General features: G+C 46.6%; 11 protein-coding genes. 5 read left to right on the forward strand and 6 right to left on the reverse strand.

What is annotated here, in order from left to right; all coding sequences use genetic code 11:
• Positions 1-3: 3 nt before the first annotated feature.
• The 3 genes from X939_RS0118815 to X939_RS0118825 all read right to left on the reverse strand — a co-directional run bounded on the left by X939_RS0118815 (position 4) and on the right by X939_RS0118825 (position 5,388).
• Positions 4-2,712: a family 78 glycoside hydrolase catalytic domain gene (locus X939_RS0118815; protein ID WP_198034459.1), complete on the reverse strand. Its 2,709-nt coding sequence runs from the start codon at positions 2,710-2,712 to the stop codon at positions 4-6.
• 208 nt (positions 2,713-2,920) lie between these two features.
• Positions 2,921-4,492, reverse strand: coding sequence for an FG-GAP repeat domain-containing protein (locus X939_RS0118820; protein WP_025764832.1), 1,572 nt, complete (start codon positions 4,490-4,492; stop codon positions 2,921-2,923).
• A complete protein-coding gene (locus X939_RS0118825) occupies positions 4,492-5,388 on the reverse strand; it encodes an EamA family transporter (RefSeq protein ID WP_025764833.1) in 897 nt (298 codons plus the stop codon). Before X939_RS0118825 ends, X939_RS0118820 begins: the two co-directional genes overlap by 1 nt.
• Positions 5,389-5,523: 135 nt before the next feature.
• Here X939_RS0118825 and X939_RS0118830 point away from each other — a divergent pair, with 135 nt between their 5' ends.
• Positions 5,524-6,336 carry a Cof-type HAD-IIB family hydrolase gene (locus X939_RS0118830; protein WP_025764834.1) on the forward strand — a complete coding sequence of 271 codons (813 nt, stop codon included), beginning with the start codon at positions 5,524-5,526 and terminating at the stop codon, positions 6,334-6,336.
• A 38-nt stretch (positions 6,337-6,374) separates the two neighbouring features.
• Entirely contained in the window at positions 6,375-7,622 is a 1,248-nt protein-coding gene (fabF, locus tag X939_RS0118835; RefSeq protein WP_025764835.1) for a beta-ketoacyl-ACP synthase II, read from the forward strand.
• A gap of 88 nt (positions 7,623-7,710) precedes the next feature.
• On the opposite strand, the gene X939_RS0118840 is transcribed toward fabF, so the two are convergent.
• Positions 7,711-8,271, reverse strand: a complete 561-nt coding sequence (locus X939_RS0118840; protein WP_025764836.1) for a DUF2911 domain-containing protein — start codon at positions 8,269-8,271, stop codon at positions 7,711-7,713.
• Between the two features lie 197 nt (positions 8,272-8,468).
• On the opposite strand from X939_RS0118840, the gene X939_RS0118845 reads away from it, so the two are divergent.
• Together X939_RS0118845 and rhaM are read left to right on the forward strand one after the other, a co-directional pair.
• Positions 8,469-9,611, forward strand: a complete 1,143-nt coding sequence (locus X939_RS0118845; protein WP_025764837.1) for a DEAD/DEAH box helicase — start codon at positions 8,469-8,471, stop codon at positions 9,609-9,611.
• Between the two features lie 175 nt (positions 9,612-9,786).
• Positions 9,787-10,080, forward strand: a complete 294-nt coding sequence (rhaM, locus tag X939_RS0118850) for an L-rhamnose mutarotase (protein ID WP_229236108.1) — start codon at positions 9,787-9,789, stop codon at positions 10,078-10,080.
• 55 nt (positions 10,081-10,135) lie between these two features.
• On the opposite strand, the gene X939_RS0118855 is transcribed toward rhaM, so the two are convergent.
• Both X939_RS0118855 and X939_RS0118860 read right to left on the reverse strand, forming a co-directional pair.
• Positions 10,136-11,227, reverse strand: coding sequence for a sialidase family protein (locus X939_RS0118855; protein WP_025764839.1), 1,092 nt, complete (start codon positions 11,225-11,227; stop codon positions 10,136-10,138).
• Between the two features lie 59 nt (positions 11,228-11,286).
• Positions 11,287-12,294: an NAD(P)H-dependent glycerol-3-phosphate dehydrogenase gene (locus X939_RS0118860; protein WP_025764840.1), complete on the reverse strand. Its 1,008-nt coding sequence runs from the start codon at positions 12,292-12,294 to the stop codon at positions 11,287-11,289.
• A 287-nt stretch (positions 12,295-12,581) separates the two neighbouring features.
• On the opposite strand from X939_RS0118860, the gene X939_RS0118865 reads away from it, so the two are divergent.
• On the forward strand, positions 12,582-12,920 hold the full coding sequence (locus X939_RS0118865) for a DUF2853 family protein (RefSeq protein WP_025764841.1): 339 nt from the start codon (positions 12,582-12,584) through the stop codon (positions 12,918-12,920).
• The last annotated feature ends 35 nt before the right edge of the window (positions 12,921-12,955 follow it).

Here is a 12,955-nt window from a genome sequence, read left to right on the forward strand (position 1 = left end):
CCACTAGCGGGTCCTCTCAAAAATATGTGTCCCCGATCCGATGCCATCGAGCATGAGATACTCCCCTTCCCAGACAGCCTCTTCAGTTTCTCCGTCTACTTTTAAGGTGGGATCCTTTCGGCCTAGCCCGGGCAAATATACCTTCGCTTTGATATTGACAGGAAGGTCTATCTTGAGGGTATATCGCCCATTTTCATACTGCCAATCCAGCTTGATATTCCCCTTATCGGTAGGATAGATCCCACCAGCCGTTTTGAGTTTATCTCCAAACCACAGGGGTTTGATCTGCACGAGATCGTGCTGAGCCTCTAGGGGCTTTATGCCCAGCATATACTGCTGCATTCCCAGCAGTCCCACCGCCCCCCACGGATGTGACATGCTTTCGTTCACCTCGTTGGCATTCCAAGATTCCCAGGTAACAGTCCCCCCGAGCTTGAGGGTACGGGCCCAGCCGTCCCAGTCGGAATTGGTGTACAGCTCCATCAGATGCTCCCCCTCTCCGGCTTCGCCAAGGGCTTCGGGGAGCCAGCGGAGGCAGATCATCCCCACTTGCATCTGTCGTTCTTTGATGGCGGCAATCACCCGTTGCCGATTGGCTTTAGGGACCATGTCCAGTGCCAATGGAATAATATTGGCATGCTGAGAGACATGCCCACTGGGCCGCCGATCTTGGTAAAGTCCATCGATATATACACCGTCTTCGTTGACTAACCTGGCATTCATGGCTTCTTTCATGGCACTGGCCTTCCCCTCATAAAGGCTTATATCCGAATCCATACCGGCTACAGCTGCTATTCTGGCCATCATCAGGAAGTCGGCATAGGCGTAGGCATTTATGACGGTGCGGGAGGTCGCATCCATATCATACCCGTACCGCATGTTGAGAGGCCAGTCGATAATTCCATTTTCATAAGGCCCCTTGCCTCCTGCCAGTTTGTAGATCAACCCAGTATCCTCATCCCGATGGGCGTCAACATAGCGGGCAATTTGTCTGAGCCGGTCGTAATTTTTCTTCAAAAATTCAGCATTCCCTGTCTGCATATAATAGTCCCAGGCCCATACCAGGTACGACTGGGTATATTCCGGAATGTCGCGGGCCCCATCCACATTAGGATATACGGCATTGAGTCGTCCATCGGGCCAATACTGCTCCTGAGAGTCCAGAAACTCATTAAGTATGCGTAAGTTCATAGTCCTGTCGCCCATCACGCTTAAGTTGGGAACACCCTGCGACCAGCTATCCCCCAGAAAACCACCCTTCTCCCGGGTCGGTGTATCCATAAATCCCTCCTGCGCCCCTACCACCAACGAATGGACCATCAGATCCCAAACTCGGTTGAGGGTGCTGTCGGATGAAGTGAAAGAGGATCGGGAAGGATCGAGTTCATAATGACGGGTAATGAAAGTTACATGATCTGCATCCAGCATATTGGGACTGTTTTCTACCTCCAGATACCGGAGACCAAGGTATACGTGAGGCTGAAAAACGGAGGACTCGCCATTGAGGATATAATGATATTCGAGATTGGTCTGTTGATCGAGATCGGTAGAAATGCTGCCATCCCCTTGGAGGACGAATCCCCCCTGTACCTTCACACTATCGCCGGATTTGCCCCCATGAAAGGCTATTTTAAAGCTACCGGCATAGATTTTCCCCAGATCGATCAGATATTTCCCTGTAGGCATTTTCTTGACCGAAACGGGTTTTATCTCCTTTTCAATAACCCTGGTCAGATCGGGCCGGAGGGTGCCCGTCCAGGGAGCCGCGGGATGGGCTCCGATTTCTATGGCCTGCTCCCAGACCGAATCGTCGAAACCGATCGCATTCCATCCTTTCACGGCCTTGCGACTGTCTATTTTTTCGATACGGCCTATGCCCTCCCCATTTCTCTGGGGCTGCCCTGTTACCCACTGCATTGCTTGGGCCTGCTTCCAGCTGCTGTCGCTACCCACAACGAGTAGATCTCCTTCGCCATAATCCACAAGAGCTTTCAGTAAGAGGCCCCGCTCTGCCTTGGCCCTTCCCTGCCCGCCCCCATACCAATGCGTAAGACAGGCAATTACATTCTTCTGACCGGGCTTCAGATAAGGGGCAATGTCCCAGGCCTGATAATAGGCATACTGTGGATAATGGTGGTTAAAGCCCTTGCCCACCCTTTGTCCATTGACATAAAGGTCGTAGCTATGGTGGGCAGCCAGGTATACTATTGCAGATTTGGGTTGTCGGCGCGGAAGTGCAAATGATTTCCGGTAATAGGTATAATCGTCTGGAGAATCACTTTTCCGACGTATCCAACTGGCCCCTGCCCAGTCGGCATGGCCCGTTAGCCCCGTTGTAAAAGTGGCGGGCTCAGCATATGGACTAATTAGGTCATCTTTGTCCCAGGTCCGCACCTTCCAGTAATAGGTATGAGAGGATTTCAATGGCTGTCCTAAGATATACACGTAATTCTGTTTGCGGGAGGGTATTTTGCCGCTGTCCCATATATCTCCCCGATCTGCGTTCAGCAGGACTGGTGTCGAAGCCACTAGAATCTGATAGGCCGATTGAACCTCGTTAATATCAGGGTCGCTGACATACCAGCCGAAATAGGGACGGTCTCCCGTGCCTATAGGGTTCGTCTTGTCGAAAACCCGCAGGTGATGTGGAGCCCGTGGAGCGGCTCCTTGGGCCAGGAGTGGCGCTGATTCAGTTAGAGTCAGACACAACAAAAAATTGAATACAAAAAAATATACGGTCCTGTTTATCATGATAAGGCGCTAGATCATGCGCCAACGATCCCATTAACTTGACTGCTGGACATTGTGACGCTATAGGGTAAGACGACAGGACGGCATCTTCCACCCTACAGCCAGATGGCTGCGGACTTGAGCTTCACTTCCATTTCCAAGGTTTCTTTTAACAAGAATGTTTATAAACTTACCTTCGTGCCTTGTTTTCGAGCAGGATTACTGAAGGACCGCTCTTCAGCCATTTCTCTCCCAGACCGGTGCTGTCGCCTTCGGCTTGGAAAGACACATAAGACCCCAGGGCCAGGTCAATGTCTCCATCCCCATCCAAGTCGCCGGCATCCATAACCATCCACCGTCCCTGGGTAGCCTGCGGAAAAGAATGCGGGGTAAAACGTAATTTCCCTTTGTTCTCCAGATACACGAAACTCTCCTGAGGCTGGTGGGCATAGTCGGGAAAGAAGGAGATAGCGGCCAGATCTAGGTCTCCGTCCAGATCATAGTCCCGGGCAAGGGCCTTATAGGCCCCATTGAGTGGGTAAAAATATGATTGCTTAAAATTCAGTTTACTATCGTTGAGGAAAATATAAAGGCCATGGTAGGCCTTTAGCAGGGGCGTCTTGTCGGCATTATCACCGCAGACATAGAGGATATCTTCATGCCCGTCCCCATTGAAGTCTGCCAGAGAAAAATGCTGGGAGCCATTGAGCGGCAGGAACTGCAGGAGGCGCTTTTCTTCAAATCTCCCCTCTCCCTGATTCAGATAAAGGAACATGCCTTCATCGCCCTGGGCCATCAGGGCCATGATGTCCGGCTTGCCATCCCCATTAAAATCCCGCACTTCGGCATGAATGGCCCCGGGCATATTGCGTAAAATATGAGGCTTTAAAGTACCATCAGCAAGGTGCTCGTACCAAGCGAGTCGACCGCTATAATTCCCATATTCGCAGGCCAGCAGGTCCAGCACTCCGTCCTGGTTTAAGTCGATTCTTTGTGTTTGCGCCGGTCTTTGCAGATCGTTGACCAATGCTCCTTCGGAGGAGGCAAGCCTGCCTTTATCATTCTTTCGCAGGAGCCAGACGGCCCCGTTGGCGGCATCGGTAGGAAATACGCCTCTGCCCATGCTGGTAAGATAGGCTCTGTCGGAATCTTCTTCAAAACCTACCACAGTTGCCTTCAGGGGCAGGCTATACTCCTCTTCAAGGGTATGGGAGAGAAACGATAAAATATGACTTTTGGCGTCGCTAAAAACCAAGCCTTTTCCGCTCTCACGGAAGTGTACCAAGGTGGTTAGTGCAGGCCGATGCGCTAAGGCAACTTCTCGGTAGGCAAATTGCTTCAGATCGGTTGGTATAGGCTCCTTCCTGCTTGGAGGAGCCAACGTTTCGGGGGCCAGGGTCAAGTAGTATTGAACGATTTTCTCCCAGTCCTCACCGGCGATAAGCGGCTGCTCGGGAAACACCCCTGACAGTCGTATCTGTTCGGCATCGGGGCCGGAACCGAAAAGACTATCGGGTCGCAGGCCACCGGCATAAATCCCCAGCCTGTGCCCCATGTCAGGAAGCACGTCATAGCGCCAGCTGTCCTTGGGTAGCAAATCGGGCGCTACAAAAGCATGACAGCGGCCGCAGTGCGTCTGGGCCAATATGTCGCCAGGCAATTCTGAAGGTGCCAAGGTAGCGGAATCCTTTCTTTGTTGTGAGGTACACGATTCCAGGAAGGCCATTAATAGGCAAACGGAAGCCATGATTTTTATATGCATCAGCTAACGATCACCCGGCGTTTAAAAATATGTCTCTCATTAAAAACGATTATAGACAGCAGTATAAGTGAATAACCTGTTAGTTGAAGAGCATTGATGGGTTCATGAAAATAGAATAGGGCAATTAGAAAGTTCATCAGCGGATTGACATACAACATGATCCCGATGGTAGAGGAATCGACCCCTTGTAGCGCATAAAGGTTGAGAAACAAAGGTATGATGGTAAACAGCACAGCAATCAGAATGATCATGCCATAGAAATAAGGCTCAACGGGAACCGCTCCTGAAAATGAGGAGAAGAAGGGTAGAAGTGTCAGGGCTGCAAAAACGATTTGTATGGTAAGAATAAGAAACTTATCAATGCCCACATTTTTACGCTGGCTTACCAGATACAAGGCATAAGACAGTGCCACAATCAGGCTATATGCAATGTCGGCCCAACTATTGAAGGAAAGAATCAGACAACTCACTATGCTAATCGCTACGGCTACCCACTGCCAGCGGGACAATCTCTCATTGAGCACAAAATAGGCAATTACCGTAGTCAGGATAGGACAGACCAGATAGGCGAATGAGGCAGCCTTCACACTGATATGGTTCATGACATAGATAAAAAAGAACCAGTTGGCCGTGAGTAATAATCCTCCTGACAGGGTAAGAAAAACGGTTCTTTTCTTTTCTCTGGATGACATTTCCTTATACAATCGAACGCTTTTACGCAGGACATCTCGGCGGATGACGACACTGATAAAAGTCATAATGATGGCGCAGAAAAATACCCGATAAAATAATATATCCAGCGATGCATACTGGTACAGGGGCTTGAGTGCCAGACTAAAAAATCCCCAGATCACAAAAGCTAGAAAAGCAGAGAGGTAATATTTAGAAAATGCCATACTAAAAATAGTTATGCATTACGAACAGCAAGAAGAGGGCACAGGTTCATCAACGAACCTAAATAATGACGGTAGGGTTTTATTTAAAAAAAAGGTTTTGTCGTACCTTGCGGCCCATTAATGAAAAGATTGAATATGAATCATAACGATATACGCCTGATTGCTACTGATATGGACGGGACCCTTTTGAACTCCCAGCATCAGGTCAGCGAATCATTTTATCCTGCTTTTGAGCGACTAAAAGAGCTGGGCATACATTTCGTAGCGGCAAGTGGCCGGCAATATTTCAATTTGGCAAAGACCCTGGCACCTATCAAGGATGATGTCATTTTTGTTTCTGAAAACGGTAGTTATGTGGTGTTCAGAGAAGAGGAAATTCACGTTCAGGCCCTACCACATAACGATGTATATGAACTAATTAGGATGGCCCGCGCCATAAAAGATAATTATATTGTAATCTGTGGGAAGAAAAAAGCCTATGTAGAAAGTGATGCGCCTGAATTTCTTGCGCACCTTACCCTTTACTTCGAGCGTTATGAGGTTGTGGAGAACCTCTTGGAGGTAACGGACGACGATTTTCTAAAATTCACCATATGTGACTTGAAAGGATCTGAGCAACATGTTTATCCGCATTTCAAGCATTTACACGACCAATATCAGGTAAAAGTATCAGGCCCCATCTGGCTGGACATTTCACATAGGCAAGCAAATAAAGGAGTAGCTATGGCTATGATTCAAGAACGACTGGGCGTGACGAAGGCACAAACAATGGTTTTCGGCGACTATTTCAACGATGTTGAGATGTTATTACAAGCCGACCATTCCTATGCCATGGAAAATGCTCATCCTGATGTAAAAAAAATAGCCCGGTATACTGCCGAGAGTAATGATAATAATGGGGTCGTAAAAATTTTGCAGCAGGTGTTGCTGGCACAGCAAGCGGTTTAATTAAAACCATTTATGATATTTCTAACTCACCAATTTATATGAAAAGAGTCGTTATTACTGGTATGGGGGCGATCACCCCTCTTGGAAATTCCGTAGAGGAATTTTGGGCCAACATACTGGCCGGGAAAAGTGGAGCCGGTCCTATCACCAAATTTGATGCAGAAAAATTTAAAACCCGCTTTGCTTGCGAGGTAAAAGGCTTCAATGGGGAAGATTTTATTGATAAAAAAGAATTAAAAAAATACGATGGGTTCACGCAATATGCCATTGTGGCCAGCGATCAGGCTATCGCCGATGCAAAGCTAGACTTTTCGCAAATGAGCGAGCAAGAGCGCTATCAGGTTGGTGTAATCTGGGGCAGTGGCAATGGAGGCATTATCACCTTCGAGCAACAACTGAAAGAGTTTCATGCTGGTGACGGTACACCACGCTTCAACCCCTATTTTATCCCAAAAATGATCGTGGATATCGCCGCAGGTGTGGTATCGATCCGTCATAAGCTACATGGCCCCAATTACTGCACAGTATCGGCATGTGCTTCGTCCAATACGGCCATCATCAGTGCCTTTGACACCATTCGGTTAGGGAGAGCCAATATTATGATTGCCGGTGGTTCAGAAGCCGCTATAACCGGTTCGGCAGTGGGAGGATTCAGTGCAGCGCAGGCTCTTTCCAAACAAAATGATGATCCGCAGGGAGCGTCCAAACCCTTCGATCGCGACCGCGATGGCTTTGTGATGGGTGAGGGTGCTGGTGCCCTGATTCTCGAAGAGCTAGATCATGCTCTCGCCCGTGGAGCATATATCTACGCAGAATTAAAAGGAGGAGGTATGGCTGCTGACGCGTATCATCTCACGGGAACCCCTCCCGACGGTTTGGGAGCTGCCTTGGGTATCAGCAATGCACTCGCTGACGGGGGCCTGCATCCCGACCAGGTGGATTACGTAAACGCCCATGCAACTTCGACGCCTCTAGGTGATATTGGCGAATTAGTAGGCATACAAAAAGTATTTGGAGAAAGAGCACTAACAGTAACGGCTACCAAATCCATGACAGGCCACCTATTGGGTGCTGCCGGGGCGGTGGAAAGTATTATCAGTATTTTGTCTATACGCGATAATGTGGTACCTCCTACCATCAATACTAAAAATCTGGATGAGCGCATTCCTGAAAGTATTGAAATTGTTTTAGGTACTCCGCTTAAGAAAAAAATTGATGTAGTAGTCAATAATACCTTCGGTTTTGGGGGGCATACGGCAACTTCTATATTCTCGCGTTACGAATAGCGGATGGATCGCAGTAGACCTGTGAAGCGTCAAAACGAATGGTAGAGAAGGCCACAGCGACTATTCTATGTCCAGTGGCCTTCTTTATTTATTTGAAGGTGACAGGTACGGCCACAACGGTATTTGCCCAGCCGATCATCAGGTCTGCAGCCTTGGTACCAGTAGAAAAAAACTGAATAGAGAAATTCTCTGCGTATTCATTCGAATCCGATTTAACAGGAACGGTTACGCGCAATACGTCCTCGCTTTCCCGATATTTATATGCTCCCCAAAAATCCAAGTCTTTGTTCAGAATAATGGTCCATTCCGTTTTGTCAGGAATGGTGTACAAGGAATAGGTTCCGGCCTTCACGGCCTTCCCACCTAACTTCGCATCCGTAAAAAAAGTAATTTCTGTAGCTTCATCAGCGCCGGCACGCGACACCTTGCCGAAGGGCACCAGTTCCCCAAATATTTCGCGGTCGTTGGCATACGGACGGCTGTAAGAAACCTTGGCTAAGGGCTTTTCCCCATCCTTGCGGTCGTGCGCAAAATTATCAGGAAAATAGGATATATCTCTAGGACTTTTATCGAGCCCTCGAAAGGTTTGGGCTTGTGCAGTGATTACCACCAAAAATAAAGCAATTGATAAAATAATGTTTTTGCTCATGATTTAATAATGTTTGTTTTTCTAAAAATAGCCTAAAATTGTTAGAAGGGCTTAATTATCAAACATCCTTTCTTAAAAAAACAAAGTTATAAGAATCTCCTTTGGGCTGTAGCCATTCCAGCAATACCCTTCTTCCAACAATTGGCCATGATAAAGTGTATCTTTGCACAAAAAATCACGAACACAAATATCCCTTTATGCCCTTTCAATCCCTCGGACTTTCGGAACCCTTGCTAAAAGCCATTGAGGCGCAACAATATACTAAGCCCTACCCTATTCAGGAACAGGCCATACCGGCAATCAGGGCGGGAAAAGACGTATTGGGCATAGCTAAAACAGGGTCGGGGAAAACGGCCAGTTTTGTTCTTCCTATTTTAGAATGGTTCCAAGATAAAGGTACACCTCAAAACAGATCGATTCGGGTATTAGTTTTGGCCCCTACCCGTGAGCTGGCGATTCAAATCGGGTCTGTTTTTCAGGCCTTCGGTGAGAAACTCCCCCGAAAAGTGAAAACCATGGCCGTTTACGGTGGTGTATCCATTAACCCGCAGATGATTGGCCTTCAGAATGTAGAGGTGCTTGTGGCTACGCCCGGCCGACTCCTGGATCTTCTCTCCCGCCGGGCACTGTCTATCTCTGAGACCGAGATACTGGTACTTGACGAAGCCGATAAGATGCTGAATATGGGTTTTGCCGACGAAATGAAGGATATTCTATTTTTACTCCCCAGGAAAAAACAAAGCATATTATTTTCTGCTACCCTAGGGGATGCGGTGGAATCTATTCACCAAAGTCTTCTTAACAATCCAGTAAAAATTTCCATAGAGGAACCCGAGCAAGATCTTGAACTTATCAAGCAATCGGCCTATAGGGTCAGTTCCGAAAGGAAAGGACCGTTGCTTCGCTATCTCATTAAAACGGAAGAGATGCAACAGGTACTCGTATTCGCATCCTCCAAACGTACGGCGGATAACCTAGTAGAAAAGCTTAAGAAAAATGGGATAGATGCTGCCGCGCTTCATAGCGAAAAAAGTCAGGGAGCAAGGACCGAAACACTCAACAAATTTAAAACGGGCCGATTGAGGGTACTGGTGGCTACCGACCTTGTATCCCGAGGTATAGATATACAATATCTTCCTTATGTGATCAATTTTGATCTACCCAGATCACCTCAGGACTATGTACATCGGATCGGTCGTACGGGTAGAGCCGGAGCTACCGGTGAGGCTATCTCCCTAATCTGCCCCGAAGATGAACACCATTTTAAGATCATCCAGAAGAAGATGAAAAAAAGAGTTGATATCCTCGAAAGTGACGATTTGGAATTGAAGGGGTATTGAAAAGGGATTTAGGGAATAGGGTTTAGGGATTAGGTGCTGTATGCTATAGGCTTACAGCTTATAGCCTATAGCATACAGTACCTAATCAAGGGTAAATTTTCATGTTTCGGCCCTTCTTCGGTTAAGAACATATACAACCCCTTGTGAACATTCTATGAAAACTATTGCTTTTAAAATGAAGCTACACCCTGGTCAGGTGGCTGAATACAAGAAACGACATAACAAAATTTGGCCTGAACTGGTGACGCTGATAAAAGAGTCGGGAATCTCTGAGTACTCTATATTTCTTGATGAAGAAACAAATATCCTATTTGCCATTCAAAACCAGTCGGGAGAAGGCTCCTCTCAGGATTTGGGGCAAACGGAAATTGTACAAAAATGGTGGAAATATATGGCCGATATTATGGAGACCAATCCGGATTATTCCCCGGTAAGCACTACCTTAGAACGCGTTTTCTATCTGGAATAAAAAAAATACGGGCAGGAAGCAATTAGTCTCCTGCCCGTTCCGAATATGAAGTTTATTATTCGGATAGCTTTTTAATATCTTCCTTGCTGCCCTTCCAAAAGGAAATTTTCTGGCGGTTCCAGGTATAACTCACTGCTACGGAATCTCCCCACGCAATTACTGCTGGGTAGCTAAATTCATCCTTTTTTTCTCCACTATCCAGATCGAAGCGATATGGCCAAGTTTTACCATTATCTTCTGACATAGTCAGGGAAAGTGGAGAGCGCGATCCCCAATCGCTATCATCGGGATTATATGCTAATACCAGACTGCCATCTGAAAGCCGATCGAGGTCGATACCGCTGTTAGGATTGGGTAAACCTGTGGCTATAATTTCAGACCAGGTCTTACCATTATCTTCCGAATCACTGCGTCCAATTTTACCTCCGGTAGTACGCACCAGCATATGTACCTTGCCAGGCTCAGACTCCCACAAGGTCGGTTGAATGGCACCTTTGCCTTTGATCGCAGTAGTATCCATTTTAAAAAATGGAGATCTATTCCAGGTTTTTCCTGCATCCTCACTTCGATCTACAAAAACCTTCCAGCCATCTTGCTCGTCCGAGGCACCTGCTAGCCAGGAGCCATCTTTTAATACAATCAGCTTATCTTTTACGGGGCCACGTCCTCCTTTGTCGCCAGGAACGAGTTCTGTAGCTGCAGACCAAGTTTCACCTCCATCTTCCGAAGTTTGCACCCAGGTCTCCCAGGTAGGAATAACTTTTCCAACTTTGAAATATAAAATGACTTTGCCTTGGTCGGTTACCTGAAGCACTGGGTTCCAGTGGGCATCTTCTCTTATTTTGGCAACTTCCACAGGAGCACTCCAGTTACCTGGTTGTCCTTTGGATAGCCAGATACCCACATCTGGGTCCTTTTCGGCCGTACCGCCAAACCATGCCACTAGGAAATTCCCATCATCCAAACGCACCAATGTAGAGGCGTGACATTGGGGAAAGGAGCGATCGTCACCAAAAACGAAGTCGGTCTCCACCTGAGCTAATTCATTTTCTTCTTCTTTAGGAGCCGTTTGACAGGCTGATAGCCATACAATACTACTCAATACCACCCCAAGGGTGAAGGAACGGTTAATACGGTTCATCATCATATATTTTCATTTTCAAAAGGGTACCAATCCAAGTACACCTTTCAGAGGCCAAAGGACTATTAGCCCAGATGTTTTTTCAACTCTTCTATTGCTGCAGCGGGTGGCTGCTGTCCGTACAGAATATCGTAAACTGCCTGAGTGATGGGCAAAAATACCTTTTGATTTTCATTTATAGCCATAATACTCTGAGTTGCATAATATCCTTCTGCAATCATTTTCATTTCGAGCTGAGCCGCTTTTACAGCATATCCCCTACCAATCATATTTCCAAAAAGCCTGTTCCTGCTAAATTGAGAATATGAGGTTACCAACAGATCGCCTAAATATGCTGGCGAAGCCAGTTCCCGCTCCCGAGGATCAATGGTACTTACGAACCTACCTATTTCTTGCATGGCATTGGACACTAAAACAGCCTGGAAATTATCTCCAAAACCAAGTCCATGAGTTATGCCACAGGCAATGGCGACTATATTTTTCATAACTGCTGCATATTCTACTCCATATAGGTCACCCAAGGCCTTAGCCTGAACATAGCGGCAGGTCATCAGTCTTGCAAAATCTTCTGCCGACTCCTGATTGGTGGAAGCAATGCTCAAAAAAGATTGTTTCTCTAAGGCTACCTCCTCGGCATGGCAGGGTCCTGCAATTACGCAAGTATGAGCCAGGTCCACTGCAAAAGCCTCTGTCATCCAATCCGTAACCAAGCTGTTCACCCCCGGAATCATTCCCTTTATAGCCGAAACAATTACCTTTCCTTCGAAATGCCGGGGCTGGAGACCTGCGAGTGATTCTTGAATAAAGGCGGCGGGAACGGCCAATATCACATAATGACTGCCTTTGAGGGCTTCCGAAACCTGTTCATAAACGCGAATTTTCTTAGGTGATAAATATACATCGCTCAAGTAACTTGGGTTATGATGAAAATTCCGAATGTGCTTGATATCCGTTTTGCTTCGCAGCCACCAACGTATCTGTACATGCGTTTGTTCGCTTAATATTTTTACCAAGGCCGTTGCCCAGCTTCCACCCCCTATTACCGTTATCTTCTTTAAACCCTGTGTTTCCATCGTATGCACCTCCCTGACCCAGGGGTCTATATTTGTGTTATTTGGTTAAATTCTGCATTCTAATGCCAAAATAGGAAATAAATCAACTTCCACATACACTCTCCGTAAATCGCTTGGATATTTACTGGATCGCAATGCTGTTTCCTTATTCCCGCAGCTATAAAACGAAATTTCCTAAAATAAACCAATTGGGCTATTAAATCTGGTGAAACGTTTTGATTTATTCAAAACTTACCATTAATTGTACCATTATACATTTTATACCTACCACTATAACAGACTAACCGATGAGTAAGCTAGATGATTTGATTTCGACCTACCAAGAAGAAGCTTCGAAAATTGGACTGAACCTAGACAACGACTTACTAATGAAAGTCACCAAAGGCCTTGGCCCCTCTATTTATAATGCGGATGCTGCCAAAGTTTCTTGCAGTGATCAGAGCGAATTAGATCGGGTAAAGACCAGCTACCTGGTTAACAAACTGGGCCTAACCGATGGACCTGAGCTCGATGCTGCCATCAAAGAAGTATGTGAAAAGTTCGGGAGTAGCAACAGAAATAAGCACCGGGCCCTTTTTTATTATATGTTGGCCAAGAAATTTGGCAAAGAAGGCATTTATCAATAAATATGTTCTAGCCCCAGAATAGACCATACATAAGA

Source organism: Dyadobacter tibetensis Y620-1 (assembly GCF_000566685.1).
Taxonomy (GTDB): Bacteria; Bacteroidota; Bacteroidia; order Cytophagales; family Spirosomataceae; genus Dyadobacter; species Dyadobacter tibetensis.